20 protein-coding genes and 3 tRNA genes are annotated in these 21,909 nt (G+C 59.4%); 10 read left to right on the top strand and 13 right to left on the bottom strand.

Features of this window, described 5'->3' with window-relative positions; all coding sequences use genetic code 11:
- Positions 1 to 327: 327 nt before the first annotated feature.
- Complete coding sequence (locus tag ACMX25_RS07850; RefSeq protein ID WP_414949040.1) at positions 328 to 969, top strand: SCO family protein; 642 nt, start codon at positions 328 to 330, stop codon at positions 967 to 969.
- A gap of 16 nt (positions 970 to 985) precedes the next feature.
- On the opposite strand, the gene ACMX25_RS07845 is transcribed toward ACMX25_RS07850, so the two are convergent.
- On the bottom strand, positions 986 to 1,516 hold the full coding sequence (locus ACMX25_RS07845) for a GNAT family N-acetyltransferase (protein WP_414949039.1): 531 nt from the start codon (positions 1,514 to 1,516) through the stop codon (positions 986 to 988).
- Between the two features lie 664 nt (positions 1,517 to 2,180).
- On the opposite strand from ACMX25_RS07845, the gene ACMX25_RS07840 reads away from it, so the two are divergent.
- Both ACMX25_RS07840 and ACMX25_RS07835 read left to right on the top strand, forming a co-directional pair.
- Positions 2,181 to 2,987, top strand: coding sequence for a hypothetical protein (locus tag ACMX25_RS07840; protein ID WP_414949038.1), 807 nt, complete (start codon positions 2,181 to 2,183; stop codon positions 2,985 to 2,987).
- Between the two features lie 45 nt (positions 2,988 to 3,032).
- On the top strand, positions 3,033 to 4,154 hold the full coding sequence (locus ACMX25_RS07835) for a glycosyltransferase family protein (RefSeq protein ID WP_414949037.1): 1,122 nt from the start codon (positions 3,033 to 3,035) through the stop codon (positions 4,152 to 4,154).
- Positions 4,155 to 4,166: 12 nt separating this feature from the next.
- Here ACMX25_RS07835 and ACMX25_RS07830 read toward each other — a convergent pair whose 3' ends face one another.
- The gene (locus ACMX25_RS07830) at positions 4,167 to 4,895 is read right to left on the bottom strand and encodes a FadR/GntR family transcriptional regulator (protein ID WP_414949035.1); all 729 of its coding nucleotides are present in this window, start codon (positions 4,893 to 4,895) and stop codon (positions 4,167 to 4,169) included.
- A gap of 149 nt (positions 4,896 to 5,044) precedes the next feature.
- Here ACMX25_RS07830 and ACMX25_RS07825 point away from each other — a divergent pair, with 149 nt between their 5' ends.
- The 3 genes from ACMX25_RS07825 to lhpI are packed head-to-tail and all read left to right on the top strand — an operon-like array spanning position 5,045 to position 8,096.
- Complete coding sequence (locus tag ACMX25_RS07825; RefSeq protein ID WP_414949076.1) at positions 5,045 to 6,142, top strand: branched-chain amino acid ABC transporter substrate-binding protein; 1,098 nt, start codon at positions 5,045 to 5,047, stop codon at positions 6,140 to 6,142.
- Positions 6,143 to 6,171: 29 nt separating this feature from the next.
- A complete protein-coding gene (lhpH, locus tag ACMX25_RS07820; RefSeq protein WP_414949034.1) occupies positions 6,172 to 7,179 on the top strand; it encodes a trans-3-hydroxy-L-proline dehydratase in 1,008 nt (335 codons plus the stop codon).
- A gap of 2 nt (positions 7,180 to 7,181) precedes the next feature.
- Positions 7,182 to 8,096, top strand: coding sequence for a bifunctional Delta(1)-pyrroline-2-carboxylate/Delta(1)-piperideine-2-carboxylate reductase (gene lhpI / locus ACMX25_RS07815; protein ID WP_414949032.1), 915 nt, complete (start codon positions 7,182 to 7,184; stop codon positions 8,094 to 8,096).
- An 89-nt stretch (positions 8,097 to 8,185) separates the two neighbouring features.
- Here the strand turns inward: lhpI and ACMX25_RS07810 are convergent.
- The 5 genes from ACMX25_RS07810 to uvrC form a co-directional block, all read right to left on the bottom strand.
- Positions 8,186 to 8,259: transfer RNA gene (locus ACMX25_RS07810), tRNA-Cys, on the bottom strand.
- 82 nt (positions 8,260 to 8,341) lie between these two features.
- Positions 8,342 to 8,417 (bottom strand) — tRNA-Gly (locus tag ACMX25_RS07805).
- Positions 8,418 to 8,474: 57 nt separating this feature from the next.
- Positions 8,475 to 8,550: transfer RNA gene (locus tag ACMX25_RS07800), tRNA-Gly, on the bottom strand.
- A gap of 173 nt (positions 8,551 to 8,723) precedes the next feature.
- Positions 8,724 to 9,320 (bottom strand): CDP-diacylglycerol--glycerol-3-phosphate 3-phosphatidyltransferase, encoded by a 597-nt coding sequence (gene pgsA, locus ACMX25_RS07795; RefSeq protein WP_414949031.1) that lies wholly within the window; start codon positions 9,318 to 9,320, stop codon positions 8,724 to 8,726.
- A gap of 85 nt (positions 9,321 to 9,405) precedes the next feature.
- A complete protein-coding gene (gene uvrC / locus ACMX25_RS07790; RefSeq protein ID WP_414949029.1) occupies positions 9,406 to 11,613 on the bottom strand; it encodes an excinuclease ABC subunit UvrC in 2,208 nt (735 codons plus the stop codon).
- 283 nt (positions 11,614 to 11,896) lie between these two features.
- Here uvrC and earP point away from each other — a divergent pair, with 283 nt between their 5' ends.
- The 4 genes from earP to ACMX25_RS07770 all read left to right on the top strand — a co-directional run bounded on the left by earP (position 11,897) and on the right by ACMX25_RS07770 (position 16,179).
- Positions 11,897 to 13,078, top strand: coding sequence for an elongation factor P maturation arginine rhamnosyltransferase EarP (gene earP / locus ACMX25_RS07785; RefSeq protein ID WP_414949028.1), 1,182 nt, complete (start codon positions 11,897 to 11,899; stop codon positions 13,076 to 13,078).
- 252 nt (positions 13,079 to 13,330) lie between these two features.
- Complete coding sequence (efp, locus tag ACMX25_RS07780; protein WP_062089336.1) at positions 13,331 to 13,888, top strand: elongation factor P; 558 nt, start codon at positions 13,331 to 13,333, stop codon at positions 13,886 to 13,888.
- Positions 13,889 to 14,169: 281 nt separating this feature from the next.
- Positions 14,170 to 14,505 (top strand): BON domain-containing protein, encoded by a 336-nt coding sequence (locus tag ACMX25_RS07775; protein WP_414949027.1) that lies wholly within the window; start codon positions 14,170 to 14,172, stop codon positions 14,503 to 14,505.
- A 291-nt stretch (positions 14,506 to 14,796) separates the two neighbouring features.
- A complete protein-coding gene (locus ACMX25_RS07770) occupies positions 14,797 to 16,179 on the top strand; it encodes a sigma-54-dependent transcriptional regulator (protein WP_414949025.1) in 1,383 nt (460 codons plus the stop codon).
- A gap of 105 nt (positions 16,180 to 16,284) precedes the next feature.
- Here the strand turns inward: ACMX25_RS07770 and nagZ are convergent, their stop codons facing one another.
- The 6 genes from nagZ to rnc all read right to left on the bottom strand — a co-directional run bounded on the left by nagZ (position 16,285) and on the right by rnc (position 21,868).
- On the bottom strand, positions 16,285 to 17,289 hold the full coding sequence (gene nagZ / locus ACMX25_RS07765) for a beta-N-acetylhexosaminidase (RefSeq protein WP_414949024.1): 1,005 nt from the start codon (positions 17,287 to 17,289) through the stop codon (positions 16,285 to 16,287).
- Between the two features lie 61 nt (positions 17,290 to 17,350).
- Positions 17,351 to 17,782 (bottom strand): holo-ACP synthase, encoded by a 432-nt coding sequence (acpS, locus tag ACMX25_RS07760; protein ID WP_414949023.1) that lies wholly within the window; start codon positions 17,780 to 17,782, stop codon positions 17,351 to 17,353.
- Positions 17,783 to 17,817: 35 nt separating this feature from the next.
- On the bottom strand, positions 17,818 to 18,591 hold the full coding sequence (gene pdxJ / locus ACMX25_RS07755) for a pyridoxine 5'-phosphate synthase (RefSeq protein ID WP_414949022.1): 774 nt from the start codon (positions 18,589 to 18,591) through the stop codon (positions 17,818 to 17,820).
- Positions 18,588 to 19,508 (bottom strand): DNA repair protein RecO, encoded by a 921-nt coding sequence (gene recO, locus ACMX25_RS07750; RefSeq protein ID WP_414949021.1) that lies wholly within the window; start codon positions 19,506 to 19,508, stop codon positions 18,588 to 18,590. Before recO ends, pdxJ begins: the two co-directional genes overlap by 4 nt.
- Complete coding sequence (gene era, locus ACMX25_RS07745; protein ID WP_414949074.1) at positions 19,495 to 20,394, bottom strand: GTPase Era; 900 nt, start codon at positions 20,392 to 20,394, stop codon at positions 19,495 to 19,497. The genes recO and era overlap by 14 nt, the downstream gene beginning before the upstream one ends.
- 106 nt (positions 20,395 to 20,500) lie before the next feature.
- Complete coding sequence (rnc, locus tag ACMX25_RS07740; RefSeq protein ID WP_414949019.1) at positions 20,501 to 21,868, bottom strand: ribonuclease III; 1,368 nt, start codon at positions 21,866 to 21,868, stop codon at positions 20,501 to 20,503.
- Between the last annotated feature and the right edge of the window lie 41 nt (positions 21,869 to 21,909).

The following is a 21,909-nucleotide window of genomic DNA, read 5'->3' as shown; positions in this document are numbered from 1 at the left end:
CGGAAAAGTGTGCGCATGTTACCGCGCTTTGTAACCCCGTCTGGGAAAGCGGCGCTCGACTCGTCGTCGCGCGCTCATGCGGCAAGCCAGCAGCCGATGCTATGTCCGCTCATCACCTCACGCAGCTTTCGAACCTGCTTCGACGCCCTTTCGCCCCTATTTTAGAGGCGTGCGGCATAACGACTCGGCCACGTAACGGCGCGGCCGCGCGCCCGGCGTAAGGTTCTATTCTGAGATAGAGTCGGCACCCGGATGGCTTCGCAGACAGTTTTTTGTCACGCGTCCGCGTTGCTGCCTTGATGCACCTACCCTCGTCCGAGTTGCAAAATGTCTTCCTGGTTCAGTTTTCGATCCAAGCGCGGGTTCGCCTCCGTACTCACCGCGCTAACCACCGCCTTGATCCTGAGCGCGGGGCTTGCTGCGTGTTCCCGCCCGGATACCACGCCCTGGAAACTGACCGATGTCAGCGGCCATCTGCCCGACCTCGACTTCAAGCTTACTGACGATACCGGCAAGCCCGTCACCGGCCAGTCGTTCCTGGGCCAGACCACGCTGGTCTACTTCGGCTACACGCATTGCCCGGACGTGTGTCCGGAGACCATGGCCCGGCTGATTCAAGTCATGCAGCAACTTGGGCCCGACGCGAAAAACGCGCGCATCGTGTTCATCACCGTCGATCCCGCCCGCGATACCGCCGCCGCGCTCCATGACTACGTGCGCGCGTTCGACGCTCAGCACGCGGTTGGCCTGACCGGCACGGACGCCGCGATTGAGAGCATTGCCAAGCGCTACCGCGTGGCGTACCAGATGGAACAGCGCGACCCTTCCGGTGCGTACGACGTCACGCATAGTTCAGCCGTGTATATCTTCGATACCCACGGCCACGCGCGCCTCCTCGCCACCGAGAGCGACTCTATCGATACGATCACGCACGATCTACGCCGCGTGATCGACTCTGCCAATTCCTGAGTCCTTCACGGTGCATCTATAAGCGGCGCATCCAGATGTGCGGAATGTCGTCTTCGATGTGAACCTCGGAGATCGGCTCGAAGCCAAAGCCCGCATAAAAGCGTTCTAGCCGCGCTTGAGCGTGCAGGCGTATCGGCTGGCCGGGCCATTGTTCGCGGATAAATCCCAGCGTGCGTTCGAGCATCGCCTGGCCTAATCCGATACCGCGAAAGCCGGCTGTCGTCAGCACGCGGCCAATGCGGATATCCGACTCTTCCGTTCCTTCTGCTCCTTTCGCGCCGTCTGCCGTGTTCGGAAGCAGGACTCGCAAATAACCGGCAAGGGCCGGCCGGCCATCCGCCGAATGCCCATAAACAAGCAAATGCCAGGCATCGGTGTCCTGTCCGTCGACATCGCCGTACACGCAACTCTGCTCCACCACGAACACCTCGCTGCGCGCAGCCAGCATGGTGTAAACGTCGAGTGCGCTCAGGTCGCCGAAGGATTTCCAGCGCCATTCGAAGTCGTGAATTGGGTCGATAAGTGGCTCGGTAAGCGGCTCAGTCATGGGATTTTTTTCGGTGGAATTCTCCTGCGATGAGCATCGTGAAAGTGAAGATGCCGGCAGGTCTGAATCTGTGATTATGCCGTGCGAGGTGAGCGGCGCGTTGGCGCGCTGATGCCGTGCGCAGGAAGAAACTCCTGGTTTGCGAAAGCGCATGCGGCGGTTTCAATACCCAATAGCATGGCCCGACGACCTTCAATCCTTACCAACATAATTATTACGTTTTTATTAATGCATCGTGATCTTGCCGCGCCACCTTCCCTCAATCCGCTTCAGCCAAGTAAATGAGGACCACCACGCCCAAATCAACTTAAACAAAATCTTAAAGAACTCGTAACAAGGTGTAACTGTTGTGGGATCGACTGTAACGCAGAGCGGATGACGTTTAACTAGACTACTCGTCACCCCGTCGGGCGCTTCATTTTCCCGTCGCATTTCTGGAGTGACGCGCTCTATGATTTCGGTAGACCAGATACGGCCATCCCAATCCGCTGCTAGCGAGATGTCGATAGTGCATGAGTATGCATGGCCCAAGCCGGCACAACGTCTGTCGAACACGTTTTTCAAACTTGTTTATCGTTGGTCCCATTCCAGTGCGTTTCGACATAACGAGCGCTTGTGGCACGGTGTGTCCATTAAGCGAGATTCACGCGGCTTTCTGAAACAGATGTCAATTGAAGGCCACGATTTGCTGGTGGAAAATCCGGACGACCTGCTGGCCTCTCAAACAGGTGATTGCCATTTGATTGCAACGGGTCCATCGGTCAATGACATCGATTATGGTGCGCTTGATCTCCATAACGTAATGGGAGTCAACGGCGCAATCGCTTTACAAGATAAACATGCGGTTCGGTTTGAATATTATTGCATTGTCGATGCCGGGTTTGTCCGAAAGCGCCCTGACCTGGTGGCACGCGTGGTTCGGCAAAATCTGACGTTATTTGCGACGCCCTTGGTTCTTTGGTATATCGCCCAATACTTCCCGTTATCCGAGTTTCGCTGCCGTGTCTTTCTGATTGAAGATGTTCAATATCCCGCTCGCAAGCGTGCATTACTAAAACACGAACTCCTTGCCACGCATGCCAGTACAGATCTCGTGTTGTTTGACGAAGAGCCGGCATTGGGTTTCAGTTTTAATATCAGGCGCGGCATATTCGATGGCCATACCGTCGCTTACACGGGCTTGCAAGTGCTCACGTCCCTTGGGTTCAAAAGAATCTTCATGCATGGGCTCGATTTGCTGAATGCCGCGCAAACACCGCGCTTCTACGAAACCAAAGAAAACATGCAGCCTAGCGCGTTGGACGGAGATTTTAAGTCGTTCATAGAACCGTCGTTTCGCCATGCTGCCCCGCTATTGAGCCGTCGCGGCATACGCGTGGTGAACCTCTCGGCGCAAAGCGCGCTGGGGAGCGATATTATCGAGAAGGATGATTGGCACTCGCTGGCGCATGCATCTCTTGAACAGGAATAATCCGCGGTTAAAAACGGTCGACTGTAACCAGCGCGGTCTCGCGCAATGAAGGTCGTTCATATCTCCAACACGCCGGTGGCCGGAAGTCCAGGGAACATTGTTTCGGCGCTGAATCGGCTCACCAATGTAGAAGCGCGCCATATAGTTTTCAATAGCAGCGCGTATCGCAGCCGAACCTTTGCTGTCGATATCGACTGGAAAACTCAGGAGCAGCAAGCGCTCGATGTCATCGCCAATGCCGACGTCATTCACGTCCATCAGTTCTTCTCATTCGCCGACACATTCGGTCCGAATTTCCATCAGCGCTTCGGTGAGAAAAAAATCATCAAGCAATACCATTCGGCCCCGGATCTCTGGGCCAAGGGTGACCCTCGGGTGGTCGAGCGAATTATTTATGAGGACGTGCCGCAACTCGTTATTGCGCAAGGTCCCGAGCGTTATTACCCGTTCGCGCGGGTGGTTCCCAATGTGATCCCGCTGAATGATCCCCGTTACCTGCCTGGTCCGGAAAGCCGGATCGATGCGGACGGCCTGCCGGTCGTCACGTTTTCTCCGAGCGGCCGGTCATCTGCGTGGAAAACGCGCTGGGAAACGAAGGGCGTTCCGCAGACGCTCAAACTGCTGCGCAAACTCGAGCGAAAGGGTTTGTGCAAGCTTCAATTGATTGTCGATACACCACATGACGCGTGTTTGCGGGCGAAGCAGCAAGCGGCGATTGCCATCGACGAATGCGTGACCGGGAATTATCACTTGAGCGGGCTGGAGGCGTTATCGCAGGGGAAACCCACGTTGGGTCATCTGGACAATCGCGTGCAGTCGCAGTTGAGGGCTATGACGGGGGCGCTAGAGCTGCCCTGGATCGATGTACGGCTGGAAGAGGCCGAAGGTCCGCTGCGTGAATTGCTGTGGGATCGGGCGTTGCGCGCGGAGTTGGGCGCGGCCTCGCGGCAGTGGATGGAGACGTACTATCAGGAAGCGGCGATGGTTGAGCATTATCGACGCGCGTATCTCGATCTTTTCGAGGCACCGTCTCGATTCCATGTTCGACGCTTCGTCGGACATAGCGAACCCTGGCTTGCCGTGGCGCTGCCGAATCATCGCTGGACCGCGCGTAAAAGAGCCAATAGCCCGTGGAGAACGCTCGTTGAGACGCTACGCGGGCGGTGAGGTGTTCACTGTCTACTTCGGCGCGATATCCCGTTCCACACGCTTGATATGCTGTTCGACGTAGAACGCCGCGGCATCGGCATCGCCCTGAACCACCGCCTCGTAAATCAGCCGATGTTCAGCCACATAAAGACGAATCCGGCCCGCGTCGTATATGCCCTCGTTTTTCAGGCGCTTCCACAATGGCTGGTCCATTGAACTAGCCACTTCATCGGCGATCTTGACCATCAACGCGTCGCCCGTCATCACCGCCAGTTGCCGATGAAACAAGCGGTCGCTGCTATTCCATAGCGCGCGCTGCGCGGGGTCGTCGATGTCATAGATGTTTTCCATCTGATTGAGATACTGCTCGGCCAGCGGATCGCGTTGCGCGCGCGCAGCCGCGCGGCGAGCTACTGCCGGTTCAAGGACCATGCGCACATCGAGCGTGGAACTGGGACTGAAATCGGCCGTTCCGGTATCCACCGCCCGATGCGACAAGCGATAAACAGCGTCACCGCAGACAAACGTCCCCGAATTGCGCTTCGTAATCACCAGCCCTTCGTTCTGCAGCGCGCCGATCGCTTCGCGAACAGCGGGGCGTCCGACACCAAACAACGCTGCGAGATCCCGCTCCGATGGCAACCGCGAGTCCGGCAGGAATCGGCCCGCAGCAATCTCGTCGCGGATTCGCTCGGACACTTGTTCGTAGATTTGCCGTGGGCGAAACGAGCCGTCGAGCTCTGCGTGAATGGCTGCCATCTTCAATCTCACCAAACGTGGTCACGGGAAAGACCAAAACCAGCCAAAATAATTTGAATGATTGCTTCGAGAGCCGGTTTTGGTCTACATTCAGGACCAGTATAGTCGACCCCGGAGAGTCTCCAGTGAAAAAAACTGTCGCAAGTTTCCTGGTCGCTTCGGCGGCTTTTGCCAATGCTGGCGTCCACGCGCAAGAAGTCGTGACCATTGGTCATTCGGCGCCGCTCACCGGCCCACAGGCCGTCAACGGGAAGGATAACGAAAACGGCGCGCGGCTCGCAGTAGACGATTTGAACAAGAAAGGCGTCGTCGTCGCGGGCAAAAAAGTGACGTTCAAACTGGACTCTGAAGATGACCAGGCCGATCCCAAGATTGGTGTCCAGATCGCCCAAAAGCTCGCCGATAGCGGTGTGGTTGCCGTCCTTGGACCCTACAACTCGGGCGTCGCCATTCCGGCGTCGCAGATCTACCATTCAGCCGGTATCCCGATGCTTCCGGTCGCCTCGAACCCTGCGCTGACCACACAGGGTTTCAACAATATCTTTCGTATTGGCGCAAGCGACGAGCAGCTCGGCGGCACCATGGGCGAGTTCGCTGCAAAAACGCTGAAAGCGAAGACCGCGGCAATCGTCGATGACCGCACGGCTTACGGCCAAGGCGTCGCGGAACAATTTGCAAGCGTGGCAAAGGCGCACGGCATCAAGATCGTCGCTAACGAATACACCAGCTCGAGCGCGACTGATTTCCTCGGCATCCTGACGACCATCAAGGCCAAGAATCCTGACGTGATCTTCTTCGGTGGATACGCCGCACAGGGCGCACCGATGGCCAAGCAGATGCGCCAGCGCGGACTTCGGGCGAAGCTGCTCGGCGGCGACGGCATCTGCTCCGCCGACATGGGCAAGGTGGCGGGCGAAGATGCATCGATCGTCTATTGCGCGCAAGGCGGCACGTCGCTTGAGAAGACGGCGGCGGGACGCGACTTCCTCAAGCGCTACAAAGACACGTATCACACGGACACGCAGGTCTACGCTGTCAGCTACTACGACGGCATGATGCTGCTCGCCGACGCAATGGTGAAGGCCGGCACGACCACGGACAAAGCAAAGCTGACCGCGCAACTGGCAAAGACGGACTACAAGGGCATCGCAGGAACCTATTCCTTCGACGCGAAAGGCGACTTGAAGGGCGCGCCCACAACCGTGTATGTCATCAAGAACGGCTTGCCGGCCGCATACGGCCAGTGATGCACCCGGAATCGAAATGAGCAATTGAAATGAAAATCACGAAGTCAATCAACACGGTCGAAGTGCATACCGGAGGCGAGGCATTTCGCATCGTCACGAGCGGTCTGCCGAAGATGCCGGGCAAGACTATCGTCGCGCGTCGCGCCTGGCTGAAGGAGCATGCCGATCACATTCGCCGCGCGCTGATGTTCGAACCGCGCGGCCACGCCGACATGTACGGCGGCTACCTCACGGAACCCGTCAGCGAAGGCGCCGATTTTGGCGTGATCTTCGTGCACAACGAGGGCTACAGCGATCATTGCGGCCATGGCGTGATCGGCCTCGCAACGGCGGCGGTGGAACTGGGCTGGATCGAACGGACATCGCCGGAAACACGCGTGGGGATCGATGCGCCTTGTGGTTTCATCGAGGCGTTCGTGCAATGGGATGGAACTCATGCCGGCAACGTACGATTCGTGAACGTGCCTTCGTTCGTCTGGCAGCGTGACGTCACCGTGGAGACACCTTCGTTCGGCAGCGTTACCGGCGACATCGCGTTTGGAGGCGCGTTCTATTTCTACGCCGACGGCGCGCCTTTCGACCTGCACATTCGCGAATCAGCCATCGACAAATTGATTCAATTCGGCGCCGAAGTAAAAGCCGCCGCCAACGCAGCGGTCAAGGTGGAACACCCCGAGATTCCGGAACTGAATCACATCTACGGCACGATCATCGCCAATCAGCCGCGGCACGCGGGCTCAACGCAGGCGAACTGCTGCGTCTTCGCCGACCGTGAAGTCGATCGCTCGCCGACCGGCTCAGGCACCGCCGGCCGGGTCGCGCAACTGTACTTTCGCGGTCTGCTGGGCAAAGATGAAACGCTGATCAACGAGTCGGTGATCGGCACAATATTCAAGGGACGCGTGCTGAGCGAAACGAAGCTCGGACCGTTCGATGCAGTCATCCCGGAAGTCGAAGGCAATGCCTACATTTGCGGCTTCGCCAACTGGATCATCGACGACCGCGATCCGCTGACCTATGGTTTCCTGGTGCGATGAATATGACCCAGTGCTACGATGAACAACAGACTGCGGCGCTGCTTCCCTACACGGAACTCGTCGATACATTGAGTGCCGCCGTCGTGCAATACGCGGCGGGCGGCATAGAAAGTCCGGAGCGGCTGGTCGTGCCGCTGCAGGCGGGCGGCGTCATGCTCTCGATGCCGGCGACCGCGGCGGATATAGCTATCCATAAACTTGTGAACGTGTGTCCCGGCAACAAGGCGCTGGGCAAACCGACCATCCACGGCCAGGTGACGGCGTATGACTCATCTAGCGGAGAATTGCTCTTTTCGCTCGATGGCCCGACGGTCACAGGACGACGCACTGCCGGTATATCGGCATTGGGCATCAGCCGCCTTGCGCGAAGCGCGAAGTCGATCTTGCTGATCGGCACCGGCAAGCAAGCGAGCAATCACGCCGAGGCGTTCGCCGCGCTCTTCCCTGATGCGGTTCTTTACGTCAAAGGATCGTCGATGCAATCGGCAGCTCGGTTAGCGGCGGCACACGCAGGATTGGGCTCGCAGTTGATACCGATTGAGGGGGACATGATCCCCGAAGATGTCGATGTCGTTGTCGCGCTGACTACGAGCAAAACGCCGGTCTATCGCGAAGCCGCGCGCGCCGGGCGGCTGGTCGTGGGCGTTGGTGCGTTCACGCCGGATGCAGCTGAAATCGATGCATCGATCGTGCACCAAAGCGCGATCCTGGTGGACGATCCAGCGGGTGCGAGACACGAAGCCGGTGATCTTATTCAGGCGAACGTCGATTGGAGTACGGTGGGCTCGTTGGCTGCTGTTATCGAAGGAACGTGGGTTAGTTCGCCGGATCAACCCGTGCTGTTTAAAAGCGTTGGATGCGCTGCGTGGGATCTGGCTTCGGCGCGGTTGGCAAGGCAGCGTTTGTTGGGTGCGTAGAATTGCGTAGATCGATCCGCCAGCTGTCTGCACAGGTCGCACAGACAAAGAAAAAGCCCTGACGAGTCAGGGCTTTTTCTTTGATTCTCTGGAGGCGCGAGCCGGAGTCGAACCGGCCTAAACGGCTTTGCAGGCCGCTGCATAACCGCTTTGCTATCGCGCCAGAAGCGGGAGCTACATGTTGCAATCTGTGTCTGGCAAATCCAACCACCAAACAAAAAGGGAAGCTTGGCTTCCCCTTTTTTTGGAGCGGGAGACGAGGCTCGAACTCGCGACCTCAACCTTGGCAAGGTTGCGCTCTACCAGCTGAGCTACTCCCGCATGGTCCTGCTTTTACTGCCAGTCACCGGCTTACCATTGCCAATAACCTTCTTAATTTGGAGCGGGAGACGAGGCTCGAACTCGCGACCTCAACCTTGGCAAGGTTGCGCTCTACCAACTGAGCTACTCCCGCATCTTGCTGACTTCTTCTGCCAATTTGCTGCTTTCAACCTTCATCAGGCTTCGCGTTTTTTTGCGTTCACCCGACAGAAACGAGATTATGGAGAAGGCCAACTTTAGTGTCAAGCGCTTTGTATGTACCCCATCACTTTTAAACGCTCTCCAACCTGAATCACAGCATGCCGATCACAACATGCCGCCGCGCTCACGAATCTGCGGCCAGGCGAGCTTCATGTAATAGAGCATGGACCACACCGTGAGGAACGCAGCAACATAGATCAGCCAGAGTCCCCACACACGGGTATCGATCACGAACGGCGTGCCGGCGATCTTCAGCGGCCCGTAGAACAGCAGCATGGGGATGGCGACCATCTGGCAGACCGTCTTGAATTTGCCGAGCGAATTCACCGCCACGCTCTTCGATGCCCCGATCTGCGCCATCCATTCCCGCAATGCCGAAATCGTGATCTCACGGCCCACAATTACGAGCGCTATCACCGCGTTCAGCCGCATCAGTTGCACGAGCACGAGCAGCGCAGCGGTGACCATGAGCTTGTCCGCAACGGGATCGAGAAACGCGCCGAATGCCGACGTCTGATTGAGCTTGCGCGCGAGGTAACCGTCGAACCAGTCGGTCAGCGCGGCGAGCACGAAGATGACCATTGCAAGCAGGTTGCGATGGTCCGGGCTCATCATCACGTCCGGCAAATAGAAGACGCCCACGACGAGCGGAATCAGCACAATTCGCAGCCACGTCAGGAAAATCGGAAAATTAAACGGCATGGGCGTGACTCGTATAGAGAGGTGCCATTGTGCCGCGTCGCCCTATATGTCACAAGACGACGGGCCGGACGGACGGACGTTGCGCTCAATGCAACTGCCGGTAGATCTGCTCGGCGAGCGCCTGCGAAATGCCTTCGACACTCGCCAGATCCTCCACGCTCGCCGCCTGCACGCCGCGCAAACCGCCGAAACGCGACAGTAGCTTCTGACGCCGTTTTGCGCCGATACCCTCCAGTTCTTCAAGCCGCGATGTCTGCCGCGTCTTCGCCCGTTTCGCGCGCATGCCGGTAATCGCAAAACGGTGCGCCTCGTCGCGAATCTGCGCGACAAGCATCAGCGCTGCGCTCTCCTTGCCGAGTTCGAGCGCTGCGCGGCCATCGGCGAAAATGAGGGTTTCGAGACCGACTTTGCGCCCTTCCCCTTTTGCCACGCCAACCAGCATGCTGCGATCGAGGCCCAATTCAGCGAACACTTGCCGCGCAATCTCGACCTGTCCTTTACCGCCATCGATCAACACGATATTCGGCAAGCGGCCGCCCGACGGCACAGGTTCAGCGACATCGGCTTCTGCGGGATTGATTGGCTCCGGTTGCGCTTCGGCTTCCGGGTCGGTCGATTCCGCCGCTTCCTGCTGCGGTTCATCGTTAGCATCATCAGCGTCCGTAGCGCGCGCGGCGGCCTGCGCCAGCATCTTCTCGTAGCGGCGCGTGAGGACCTGGCGCATGGCGGCGTAATCATCGCCCGGCGTGATGCCCGTGATGTTGTAGCGCCGATATTCCGCCGACTGCATCTTGTGATGGTGATACACCACGCACGATGCCTGCGTCGCCTCGCCCATCGTATGGCTGATGTCGAAACATTCGATCCGCAACTGCGCGAGATCGTCCATTTCGAAACTCAGCGTGTCCGCAAGCGAACGCGTGCGCGCCTGCTGCGATCCCTGTTCGGACAACAAGCGCGCGAGCGCGAGCTTTGCATTTGATTCAGCCATCGACAGCCACGCGCGCTTTTGTCCCTGCGGCTGACGCAGCACCACGACCTTGTGCCCGGCCTGTTCGATCAGCAGGTCGACGAGTTCGCGGTTCGTCGGCGCGTGGCTCACCACCAGCACCGGCGGCACGCGATTGCCGATGTAATGCTGGGCGATAAACGCCTCCAGCACTTCAGCTTCGAGCGCGCCCTGACGTTCCGATTCTGTCGCGTCAGCCACGGGCGCGTCGCCGGTTTCAGCGATCTCCTCCTGCATTTGCTCGGTCGTCGCGTGGGCCTCGAAGTCCTGCTCACGCGCCGCCAGCGTGCCGGCGGACAACGCAATCTCGTCGACGTCCGCATCGACCTGCTCAATGACGATATTCGCCACGCCGTCCACGAAGTCATCGCCGGCAAGCTCTTCCGGCATTGCGTCTTCGATGGCCAGCGCCGCCTCTACATGCGTCGGAAAATAGGCTTTATCGCCGAGATGGCGGCCGCCGCGCACCATCGCGAGATTCACGCACACCTTGCCGCCCAGTGCGACGACCGCGAGGATATCGACGTCATTGTCGCCGCCCACTTCGATAGCCTGCTGATGCAGCACGGTCGACAGCGAGCTCATCTGGTTACGGACGGCCGCGGCCTGTTCGAACTTGAGATCGGCGGCGAACGCGTGCATCTTCTGCTCGAGTTCCTTCATCACTTCGCCCTGGCGTCCGAGCAGGAACCGCGATGCATTCGATACATCGCGCGCGTAATCCTCTTCGTTGATCAGCCCGACGCACGGACCGGTGCAGCGGCTAATCTGATGCAGCAAACAAGGCCGCGTGCGATTGGTGAAAACGGAATCCTCGCAGGTGCGCAACTGGAAAACGCGCTGCAGGATCTGGATACTTTCGCGCACGGCCCACGCGCTCGGGAACGGGCCGAAGTACTGATTCTTCTTGTCGACGCTGCCACGGTAATACGCCATGCGCGGAAACTTGTGGCCGGTGAGCTTCAGATACGGATACGACTTGTCGTCGCGAAACAGGATGTTGTAGCGCGGCGCGAGCGCCTTGATCAGATTATTCTCAAGCAGCAACGCTTCGGCTTCGGACCGCGTGACCGTGGTTTCAATCTTGCGGATGCGCGTGACCATCATTGCGATGCGCGGAGAAAGCAGGGTCTTCGTAAAATAGCTCGACACGCGTTTTCTCAGGTCGCGCGCCTTGCCGACGTACAGCACGTTGCCCTGCTCGTCGTAATAGCGGTACACGCCCGGCAAGTGCGGCAATTGCGCCAGGCTTTTTTTAGGGTCGAAAACGTCGGAGTCTGTCATGCAGAGATGATGGCGGAGCGCCCGCGGCTTGAGTTCAGCAAAATAATTTTATTGGTTTCGAGTGGAGTATGGATTGAGCGCGGCACGCGTCCAGGTCGCCCGAACAGCCTGGGCGAGCCTTTAGCTCGACCGCATTGGAACCGTAACGCAACCGTAACGCAGCGCGCCGCGCGAATCGTTATCCTTGAAAACGCCAGTTTAGTTCAAACCGCTGTCCGCCATTCCTCACCCTTCATTTGCGGTTCATCGCCGCCTATTGCCCATGCCGTCTTCATCGGAACAAATGCCGGCTGCTTCCGGCCACTCGAGCGTCGATCCAGGCGCTTCAGCCACCTATATCGCGTGCGATATTTTCTGCGCGGTCATCGACAATTTCGGCGATATCGGCGTCTGCTGGCGGCTCGCGCGCCAACTTGCCAGCGAACACGACTGGCGAGTGCGCCTGTTCGTCGACGATCTCAAGGCCTTTCATGCGCTCTGCCCGGCCATCGATCCCGCGCTCGATCGCCAAAGCGAGGCGGGCGTGATGATCGAGCACTGGCATGCGCCGTCGCATGCCGGCGACACGCTGCAGATCGCCGATGTCGTGATCGAAGCGTTCGGCTGCGAATTGCCGGCGGTGTACGTGAGCGCGATGGCGCGCCGCGAGAAGACGCCCGTGTGGGTGAATCTCGAATATCTGAGCGCGGAGGACTGGGTCGCGGATTTTCATCTGAGGCCGTCGCCGCATCCGCGCTACGCACTTAACAAGACGTTCTTTTTTCCCGGACTAGGACCGGGCACCGGCGGCGTGCTGAAAGAGCGTTTGCTCGATGCCAAGCGTGAGGCGTTCGATCGCGATGCCTGGTGGCACGCACGTGTCGGCATCGCGCCGCCGCCGACCGGCACAACCGTCATTTCGATGTTCGCGTACGAAAATCCCGCCATCGATTCGCTGCTTGAGCAATGGCGCGATTCCGCCACGCCGATCGCGTTACTCGTGCCGGAAGGACGCATTTCCGGTGCCATTGCCCGGTTTTTCGATCTGTCCGATTTTCGGGCCGGAGCGAAGGCGACAAGCGGATCGCTGTCGGCTTACGCGCTGGGTTTTGTCGAACAGCCTCTTTTTGATGCGCTGCTCTGGGCCGCCGACCTGAATTTCGTGCGCGGCGAGGATTCGTTCGTGCGGGCCCAATGGGCGCAAACGCCGTTCGTCTGGCATATCTACCCGCAAGGCGACGACGCCCACCTGCCGAAACTCGATGCGGCGCTCGCGCACTACGCAAACGGCCTGCCGGACGGGGCGAGAACCTCGCTCGAACGCTTCTGGCACGCGTGGAACGGCGCGGGCGCTCCGGACTGGGACGATTTCTGGCGAAACCGCACGCCGCTGGAACAGCGCGCCGCCGATTGGGCGACCGAACTGGCGAACGTTGGCGATCTGGCCGGAAATCTGGCGGAATTCGCGAAAACTCAGTTAAAATAAGCGGTTATCCAACGGCTTGCAGTTCGGAACACTCTCAGTTTCGGACAGATTCCACAGTGGAATGAGCGCGGTGGGAATAGTCAACAAGTAGTCAACAAGTCAATGAATAGTCAGTGAGGCGGCTACAGCGCCGGGTTTGCCAGGGTTTGCAATACAAAAGCAATCTCGATTAAACGAAGCAATCCTGCCACGAGCCGGCCGTCCACACTGCAGCGATCAGGCTCACATTTTCGTACAGGACAGTTTTTTAATATGAAGACCGCACAAGAACTCCGCGTTGGCAACGTCGTGATGATCGGCAGCGATGCCATGGTCGTGCTGAAGGCCGAGTACAACAAATCCGGCCGCAATTCCGCGGTCGTGAAGATGAAGTTCCGTAACCTGCTGTCCACCGGCAACATGGAATCGGTGTACAAGGCGGACGACAAGTTCGACGTCGTCCAGCTCGACCGCAAGGAAGTGACGTATTCGTACTTCGCCGACCCCATGTATGTGTTCATGGACGCCGACTACAACCAGTTCGAAGTCGAAGCCGACATGATGGGCGACGCCCTGCACTACCTCGCCGACGGCATGCCGTGCGAAGTGGTGTTCTACAACGAGAAAGCCATCTCGGTGGAACTGCCGACCACGCTGGTTCGCGAGATCATCTATACGGAACCGGCTGTCAAGGGTGACACGTCGTCGGGCAAGGTCCTGAAGACGGCCAAGCTCGCCACCGGCTTCGAACTGCAAGTGCCGCTGTTCTGCGGTATTGGCGACAAGATCGAAATCGATACGCGTACCAACGAGTATCGCAGCCGCGCCTAAGGCTCTTAAGGCTCCGGCCGACTATCAACGCCGGCCCGACGCTCCAGGCAAAAAACTCAAAAAAAGCGCTCTTCGGGGCGCTTTTTCTTTTTGCTGAACATTATTGCCAATTCAGGCAAACTTTACCGGAAGGTTTCCTGAAATTGCCGGCTGATTGCTGCAAGGAATGGTATGTCCTCTGCTAAAACCTTGATTTCTTGTCATTGTAAAGTTGGCATGAAACCTGCTTTGGTTGTTGTGTCCGCGCTGTGTCGGCGTCGCATTTTTCAACAATACAGACCATGCCAATTACAAAAACCACTCTCGTCCGTCTTGTTCTTGCTGTTTCATGTGCCGTACCGGTAGTCGGGATCACTGCAGGATGCTCGTCGACACCGACCCATGAATCGGCTGGCGAATACACTGCCGACTCCGCACTGACCGCCAAGGTTAAAGCGGCGTTACTCGCTGACCCGGGCCTGAAATCGCTGGCGGTGAGCGTGACGACGTATCGGAGTGAAGTGCTGCTGTCGGGCTTTGTGAATTCCCCGGATCAGATTCAAAAAGCGGTGGCGGTTGCGCGCGGCGTGGAAGGTGTGCAGTCAGTCAAGAACGAGTTGAACGTCAAGCCGCAATAGAGCGCGAATATCACGCCGATGAGCTGAGCGATCAGGTCGGGAGCACGGTGTGCTCAGACATGACAAGACTGGCTCATCAGGAAACACGTGGAAACCATCAGGAAGCGCAGGACAAAGACCCCGCAATGTCGGGCGAGGGCTGGAAGCTTGGGCGGAGACCGAGAATTTGACGTCATTCCGCCATCAGTCTGCGCCGGCGTAGCCCGGTATCGAGGCGTCCCCGCTGGATCTCGCCATTGAAGGCGACCGGCACGGAACGAATTTCAGACCACTTAATACGTTGTGTCCGCCATGCCACACGCTTTGATTGTCGAAGACGATCCCAATAGCCTTTCCGGCTTGTCTGCCATCCTCGCGGCCGACGGTTTTTCCGTCGATACCGCCACCACGCTCGCCGAGGCGCGCTCTGCCTTGACGCGTTTCATCCCGGACGTCGTGCTGGTCGACTTGAACCTGCCCGACGGCAGCGGTCTCGATCTGCTCCACAATCTGCCGGCGCAACCGCCCGGTGGCGCGTTGCCTGTGATTGTGATGACGGGTAACGCGACGGTGGAGAGTGCTATCGAAGGCTTGCGACAAGGGATCTGGGATTACCTGCTGAAGCCGGTCAACATTCCGCGCCTGCGCAGTTTGCTGGCCCGGATTCCGCGCCCTTACGAGCTCACGGAAGAGGTGCGGGCGTTACGTTCAACGCTGCGTGAGCTCGGCTATTTCGGTGGATTGCTTGGGCGCAGCGGCGCGATCCAGCATGTCTACGATCTGATTGAACACACTGCGCCCACGGAAGCGGCTGTGCTGATCTGTGGCGAAAGCGGCACCGGCAAGAAGGTCGCCGCCCGCACGCTGCATGAGATGAGCCGGCGCCGTAAAGGCCCGTTCGTGTCATTCGATTGCGCCGCCGCCAACGAGACCAGCAGTCGTTCGATGGAAAGCCTGATGTTCGGCCACGAGCGCGGTGCGTTTGCCGGCGCGGAGAATCGCGAACCCGGTTTGCTAGAGCAAGCGGGTGGCGGGACGCTGTTCCTCGACCAGATCGATGCATTGCCGATCCCGCAGCAAGAAGCGCTCTTACGCGCGCTTGATTCGCAGACCTTCATGCGCGTGGGCGGCAGCAACAAGATTGTGACGGACTTCCGCCTGCTCGCCGCAACGCGCACGCCGGTGAAGGACGCCGTCGCCGATGGCAAATTGCGCGAGGATCTGTTCCTGCGGCTGAATGCGTCGTCGATTGCGTTGCCGCCGTTGCGTGACCGCGGTGACGATATTGCGTTGCTGGCCGAGCATTTCGTCGATGAACTGAATCGCGAGAATCATGTGAGCGGCATCACGAGCGGCGCGCCGAAACGCGTGAGCCCGGATTTCATTCGCGAGTGCCTGTCGACCGAATGGCCCGGCAATGTGCGCGAACTGCGTGAGCGCGTGCGCCGCGCGTATCACGCATCCGGCGATGTCATCGAAACCCTGCGCGCCGACGAGCAAGGCGGTGCCGGCGGCCGCGGACTCAACGGCAGCAGCGTGCAGGTGACGGTGGGCACGGCGCTCGCCGATGTCGAAGACATGCTGATCCGTGCAACGCTTGAAGCGGTGGGCGGCACGCGGCATCGCGCCGCTACGCTGCTCGGGATTAGTCCCAAGACGCTTTACAACAAGCTGCAGCGAATGAAGCTGGAGTGATGAAACGTTGATCGAAAAAAGCCGCTCGTTCTTGCGAACCAGCGGCTTTTTTCATGGCTGTGTTTGTCTCACTCACCCACTTAAGCGAGCGCTTTAGCTTTAGCTTTAGCCCAACGCGCTTTTCACCAACGCCAGCGCCTGTTGATATTCCACCTGCTCCATCAACTTGCCCCACTTCCAGGCGCGCCCTCGCGGCCGCATCCGCCGCAAGCGGGTCTGCGATGCCTTCGTCGGCACGAACGTGAGGCGATCCAGCACCTTCCCCGCTTCGTCCGGTTGATTGCAGATCAGCACCATGTCGCAGCCGGCCGTGAGCGCCGCCGTGGCCGCTTCGGTCAGCGTTCCGCCGGCGCGGGCGGCTTCCATCGAAAGATCGTCGCTGAAAATCGCGCCGTTGAAACCGAGCTTGCCGCGCAGGATGTCCTGCAGCCAGACGCGCGAAAAGCCCGCGGGTTTCTCATCGACCTGGCTGTAGATCACGTGCGCCGGGATAACCGACGCCAGCGACATGCCCAGCCAGTCGTACGGTTTGGTATCGGCGGCGAGGATGTCCTCGAGCGAGCGATCGTCCACCGGCAAGGCCACATGCGAATCCGCCGATGCAAACCCATGCCCCGGAAAATGCTTGCCGCAGTTCGCCATGCCGGCGAGCGCCAAGCCGTGGTTCAGACTCTTGGCGAGCATCGTCACCACGCGTGGATCGTGATGCAAAGCACGATCGCCGATCACCTTCGAGTGCCCGTAATCCAGGTCGAGCACAGGCGTAAAACTCATATCGACACCGCACGCCCGCAACTCGGCCGCGAGCACATAACCGAAGGCGGTCGCGGTTTTTGTCGCGAGCAACACGTCGCGGTCCCACAGTTCGCCGAGCTTGCCCGGCGCGGGCAGGACGGTGAAGCCGTCGGTACGAAAACGCTGCACGCGGCCGCCCTCGTGATCGACGGCAATCAGGATGTCGTCACGAACAGCACGAATCGCGTCGGTCAGCGCGACGAGTTGCGCGCGATCCTGGAAATGCCGTGCGAAGAGGATGATGCCGCCGGTCATAGGATGGTCGATACGGCGAATGTCGGCGTCGGAGAGCGTGGTGCCGGCCACGTCGAGCATGACCGGTCCGGGAATACGTTTTAACGAGTTCAAATTGAGTACTGAATGAGGGCTAAAGGTGTCAGGGGGTTTTTGTTGCTGGGGTTGCGTCCGGACTCACGCCCGTTTCGGCAATCACAAACGACACCGCGTAATCGCGTTCATCGGTGATCGTGACCTGAGCGGTGATGCCGCGCACCGCCATCCAGTCAGCGAGTTCTCCCGATGCAACAATCTTCGGCTTGCCGCTCGGCTCGTTGAGCGTTTGCAGCGCGCGCCATGTCATCGGCCAGTGCATGCCCAATCCAATGGCTTTCGAAAACGCCTCTTTCGCGGAGAAACGCGTGGCGAGGAAGGCGAGACCGCGGACTTCGGAGCGCGCTTTACGCGCGTGGTAGATACGAAGTTCGTCGGCCCCGAGGACCTTCTCGGCGAAGCGCCCATTCGTGCGCTCCATCACGCCCGCCACACGGCTTACCTGAACGAGATCCGTACCTATTCCGTAGATCGCCATCGTTGGGTCCGGGTTAAGGTTATGAGCTTGCTCAGTTATCGCGATGCGGTCGCGGCAAGCCGCGATGCCACCATGATTGCCTTCATCTCGCGCACCGCGTTGTCCCATCCGGCGAAGATCGCGTGCGCAACGATCGCATGGCCAATGTTCAATTCCACAATGCCTTCCAGCGCCGCGATCGGCTGGACATTCGTGTAATGCAGGCCGTGTCCGGCGTTCACTTTCAAGCCCAGTGAATTGCCGAAATCGACACTGCGCGCCACGCGCTCGAACTCCTTTTGCCGGGTGGCTTCGTCGTGCGCTTCGGCATAAGAACCCGTGTGCAATTCGATTACCGGCGCGCCCGCTTCATGCGCTGCGCGAATCTGCATTTCATCCGCGTCGATAAACAACGACACCCGCGCGCCCGCCCGAGCCAGTTGCTCGCATGCAGCTTTCACGGCCTGGAACTGGCCGACGACATCGAGCCCGCCTTCGGTCGTCAGTTCCTGGCGCTTTTCCGGCACGAGACACACGTCATGCGGACGAACGCCGCACGCGATATCCAGCATTTCCTGTGTGACCGCGCACTCAAGGTTCATGCGCGTCTTGAGCAGCGGACGCAACGCGTGGACGTCGGCATCGACAATATGCCGGCGATCTTCCCGCAGATGCAAAGTGATGGCGTCCGCGCCCGCTTCTTCGGCTTGCAGCGCAGCGCGGATCGGATCGGGATACGACGTGCCGCGCGCGTTGCGCAGCGTGGCGACGTGATCGATGTTGACGCCCAGATCGATCACGTTAGCGGGCGACGAGAGAAAGAAGCTCATAGATTTTGCAGGTCGATCAGGATTTGACGGGTGGCGAGCGGTGTGCCGCCAAGATACACGTTCAACAGAAAGCGCATCAGCGTCTTGCTTTGCGCGGCCGTCTGCGGACGGCTGTATTCGTCCTTCTCCATATCGAGAAGGGTTTGCCCGGCGATCACCGGCCATTGCGACGGCACGTCCTCCGATGCATCGCGCACACCGCGCTCGGGATCGAATACGTATTTCTGACCGGCCAGAACCGGTTGGCGCGAGATGGTTTTATTCAACGCCATTGCGTAGCCGGTTTCACGCAACAGCACGCGTTCGAACGAGCGCAGCGCATGCAACGCAGGCTCGCCGTGCGCGAGACGCGACAACGTCAGCACATAGTGATTGAACAAGGCAGGGTGCGCGTCTTCGCGAGCGCAGAACTTGACGAGCAATTCATTGACGTAGAAGCCGCAAAGCAACGCGTCGCCGGCGAGGGGCAACATGCCACCGACCCATTCCGCTTGCGTCAGCGTTCGGACTTCGCCCTTCCCCGTCCACGATAACCCCAGCGGCTGGAACGTTTGCAGCACGCCGCGCAACGCGGAATGCGGGCGCTTGGCGCCTTTGGCGACCAGCGCGACGCGGCCGTGATCGCGTGAAAACACGTCGAGCACGAGGCTGGTCTCGCGATACGGATAACTGTGCAGCACGAACGACGGCTGCTCGGCGATACGAAAGTCCGAGCGAGGAGCCGCGCGCGGCGCTCTTGGGGCTTTCGGTTCTTTGGATTCTTTCGGTGCGGCGGATTTCGCTGACGCGGACGCAGACGCCGTCCGGCGCCTTTTAGGCGCAGGTGCGGAAGGCTCGCCGGAGCTGAAGTTATCGTCGGCGAGCGGATCGGATTCTGCGTCGGAGGACTGGGTCATCCACGCGTCATTCGTACCCATAAGCGCGTAGTCCAGCTTCATTGTCCGCCCAGCCGCTCTTCACCTTGATAAAGGTTTCGAGATACACGGGACCGTCGAACAGCCTTTCCATATCCAGGCGCGCTTCGGTGCTGATCTGTTTTAGCTTCGCACCCTTCTGGCCGATGATCATCGCCTTGTGGGTATCGCGTTCGACCAGGATGGTCGCGAAAATGCGGCGCAAGCGCCCCTCCGTTTCCCATTTATCGATAAGCACCGTGCTCGTGTACGGCAACTCGTCGCCGGTCCAGCGGAACACTTTCTCGCGCAGGATTTCAGCGGCAAGAAAACGCTCGCTGCGATCGGTGAGATCGTCTTCGCCGTAAATAGGCGAGCCTTCCGGCAAATATGGCTTCACGACCGTCATCAGACGCGTGATGTCGTCGGCATGCTTCGCGGTCATCGGCACGATTTCCTTGAAGTCGTGCAGCGCGCTCATTTTCTGCATGAACGGGAACAACGTTGCCTTATCGGTCACGTGGTCGAGCTTGTTGGCGATCAACAGGCAAGGCGTGTCGTTCGGGATCAGGTCGAGCACCTTCTGGTCATCGGGACCAAAACGGCCCGCTTCGATCACGAACAGAATGGCGTCGACAGACGTCAGCGTCGACGTGACCGCGCGGTTCAGCGAGCGATTCAGCGCGCCACTATGCTTGGTCTGGAAACCGGGGGTATCGACGAAAATGTACTGCGCGTCGTCCAGCGTGTGAATGCCGGTGATCCGATGGCGCGTGGTCTGTGCCTTGCGCGACGTGATGCTGACTTTCTGCCCGACGAGCGCGTTCATCAAGGTCGATTTGCCGACGTTCGGCCGACCGACGATCGCGACCATGCCGCAGCGGAAACCAGGAGGAGTGGGAGCGTTCATCATGTATGGGGCTGCAGATTCGGTGAATTCGTGGGGACGCGTGGCGTCCGGATTATGCATGTGATCGATAGCGCGCGAGCTTTAGCGGCGAGCCTGGAAGTCCACGTCAGTGGCCGGTATCGGCGGCGCGTACGACGGTTGCATCGGCGCTTTCTTCCAGGTGCGCTTCGACCTTTGTTTCAACGCTTTCCGCGCCCTTCGAGGCCGTCGCAGAATGCGCGGCGGGCACGTCTTCACGCTGCCGCGCGGGAACTGCGGACTTCTCTACGGGTGGCACTTCGGCATTCTTCGCGGCAGGCTTGTCGGCCGGCTTCTCAGCTTGCTTTGCGGCCGCCTTTTCACCTGCACTATCTGCCTTCGTGGCGCTTTTTTCCACCAGGTTATTCACAGCGTTATCCACCGTAGCTTCGACGTGCGCAACCGATGTCTTATCCGCGCTCTCGGTTGCTGCCGCCGTCGCCTCGGCCGCCGCTTTCTCGGCCTTTTCAGTCCTCTCCGCCCGATGAATCGTCGCCCGCTCGGTTTTCTCCGCGCTGGCGAACGTACCCGCCGACGGTTCCACATGCGATGCGCGAATCACGGCGAATGGTGCCGTAGCCGGACGCTCAGGATCGTTATGCGTGTTGCTGCCATGGCCTGCGCTATTGCTATTACTGCTGGCGCTGGCGCGTGCGCGCTCACGACGATCCGGCGCGCGCAGATCGAGCGCCGCCTGCACGCCCGTCACGCCCGGCACAATTTCCTGTTCAGCTTGCTTGGCCGCGCGCGAACCCTTGCGCTTGGGCTTCGCCGTCATGGCTGGCGCGGCGGAAGCCAACTCATCGAGCGCCTTCTTTGCCGCAGCTTGCTCAGCCGCGCGACGGCTTGCACCGGAACCCGATACCTTCACCTCGAGCTTCGGCACCGTGCATTCCACTTCGAATTGCTGGTTATGCGCCGCGCCGTGCGTGGCCACGACCGTATAGGTCGGCAACGCGATCTTGTGGCCTTGCAGATATTCCTGCAGCAGCGTCTTCGCGTCTTTACCGATCGTGCGTGGATCAATGTGATCGAGAATCGGCGTGTACAGCCGCTTGATCACCTGAAGCGCTGCGTCAAAACCACCGTCGAGAAAGACCGCCCCGAAGATAGCTTCGAGCGTGTCCGCCAATATGGACGGGCGACGGAAGCCGCCGCTGCGCAACTCGCCCTCGCCCAGCCGCAACGCCTCCGATACATTGAGCGCCTGCGCAATCTCGTAAAGCGACTGCTGCTTGACGAGATTTGCCCGGACGCGAGAAAGGTCGCCTTCGTCGAGTTTTGCGAATCGTTGGAACAAAAGCGCAGCCACCACGCAATTTAGAACGGAATCTCCAAGAAATTCGAGTCGTTCATTGTGCGTGGCACTATGACTGCGGTGGGTCATCGCCTGGCGCAGCAGTTCCGCATTGCGAAATTCGTACTGAAGCCGGCTTTCCAACGGGGTTGAGGGCATGGGCAGAGTATAACGCGGGCGCCGGGAGGGGCGAATCCGGC

Origin of the sequence: Caballeronia eucalypticola (assembly GCF_047608185.1) — a bacterium.
In the GTDB taxonomy this organism is placed as follows: Bacteria; Pseudomonadota; Gammaproteobacteria; order Burkholderiales; family Burkholderiaceae; genus Caballeronia.
This window is presented reverse-complemented; position numbering and strand designations above follow the sequence as displayed.

Excerpts from the sequence above, each read along its gene's own strand:
- earP (WP_414949028.1), top strand. The coding sequence starts at position 11,897 with ATGCCGGCTGCTTCCGGCCACTCGAGCGTCGATCCAGGCGCTTCAGCC.
- lhpH (WP_414949034.1), top strand. The coding sequence starts at position 6,172 with ATGAAAATCACGAAGTCAATCAACACGGTCGAAGTGCATACCGGAGGC.
- acpS (WP_414949023.1), bottom strand. The coding sequence starts at position 17,782 with ATGGCGATCTACGGAATAGGTACGGATCTCGTTCAGGTAAGCCGTGTG.
- ACMX25_RS07775 (WP_414949027.1), top strand. The coding sequence starts at position 14,170 with ATGCCAATTACAAAAACCACTCTCGTCCGTCTTGTTCTTGCTGTTTCA.
- ACMX25_RS07770 (WP_414949025.1), top strand. The coding sequence starts at position 14,797 with ATGCCACACGCTTTGATTGTCGAAGACGATCCCAATAGCCTTTCCGGC.
- era (WP_414949074.1), bottom strand. The coding sequence starts at position 20,394 with ATGAACGCTCCCACTCCTCCTGGTTTCCGCTGCGGCATGGTCGCGATC.
- ACMX25_RS07835 (WP_414949037.1), top strand. The coding sequence starts at position 3,033 with ATGAAGGTCGTTCATATCTCCAACACGCCGGTGGCCGGAAGTCCAGGG.
- lhpI (WP_414949032.1), top strand. The coding sequence starts at position 7,182 with ATGACCCAGTGCTACGATGAACAACAGACTGCGGCGCTGCTTCCCTAC.
- rnc (WP_414949019.1), bottom strand. The coding sequence starts at position 21,868 with ATGCCCTCAACCCCGTTGGAAAGCCGGCTTCAGTACGAATTTCGCAAT.
- efp (WP_062089336.1), top strand. The coding sequence starts at position 13,331 with ATGAAGACCGCACAAGAACTCCGCGTTGGCAACGTCGTGATGATCGGC.
- ACMX25_RS07845 (WP_414949039.1), bottom strand. The coding sequence starts at position 1,516 with ATGACTGAGCCGCTTACCGAGCCACTTATCGACCCAATTCACGACTTC.
- ACMX25_RS07850 (WP_414949040.1), top strand. The coding sequence starts at position 328 with ATGTCTTCCTGGTTCAGTTTTCGATCCAAGCGCGGGTTCGCCTCCGTA.
- ACMX25_RS07830 (WP_414949035.1), bottom strand. The coding sequence starts at position 4,895 with ATGGCAGCCATTCACGCAGAGCTCGACGGCTCGTTTCGCCCACGGCAA.
- nagZ (WP_414949024.1), bottom strand. The coding sequence starts at position 17,289 with ATGCTCGACGTGGCCGGCACCACGCTCTCCGACGCCGACATTCGCCGT.
- uvrC (WP_414949029.1), bottom strand. The coding sequence starts at position 11,613 with ATGACAGACTCCGACGTTTTCGACCCTAAAAAAAGCCTGGCGCAATTG.
- ACMX25_RS07840 (WP_414949038.1), top strand. The coding sequence starts at position 2,181 with ATGTCAATTGAAGGCCACGATTTGCTGGTGGAAAATCCGGACGACCTG.
- pgsA (WP_414949031.1), bottom strand. The coding sequence starts at position 9,320 with ATGCCGTTTAATTTTCCGATTTTCCTGACGTGGCTGCGAATTGTGCTG.
- pdxJ (WP_414949022.1), bottom strand. The coding sequence starts at position 18,591 with ATGAGCTTCTTTCTCTCGTCGCCCGCTAACGTGATCGATCTGGGCGTC.
- recO (WP_414949021.1), bottom strand. The coding sequence starts at position 19,508 with ATGGGTACGAATGACGCGTGGATGACCCAGTCCTCCGACGCAGAATCC.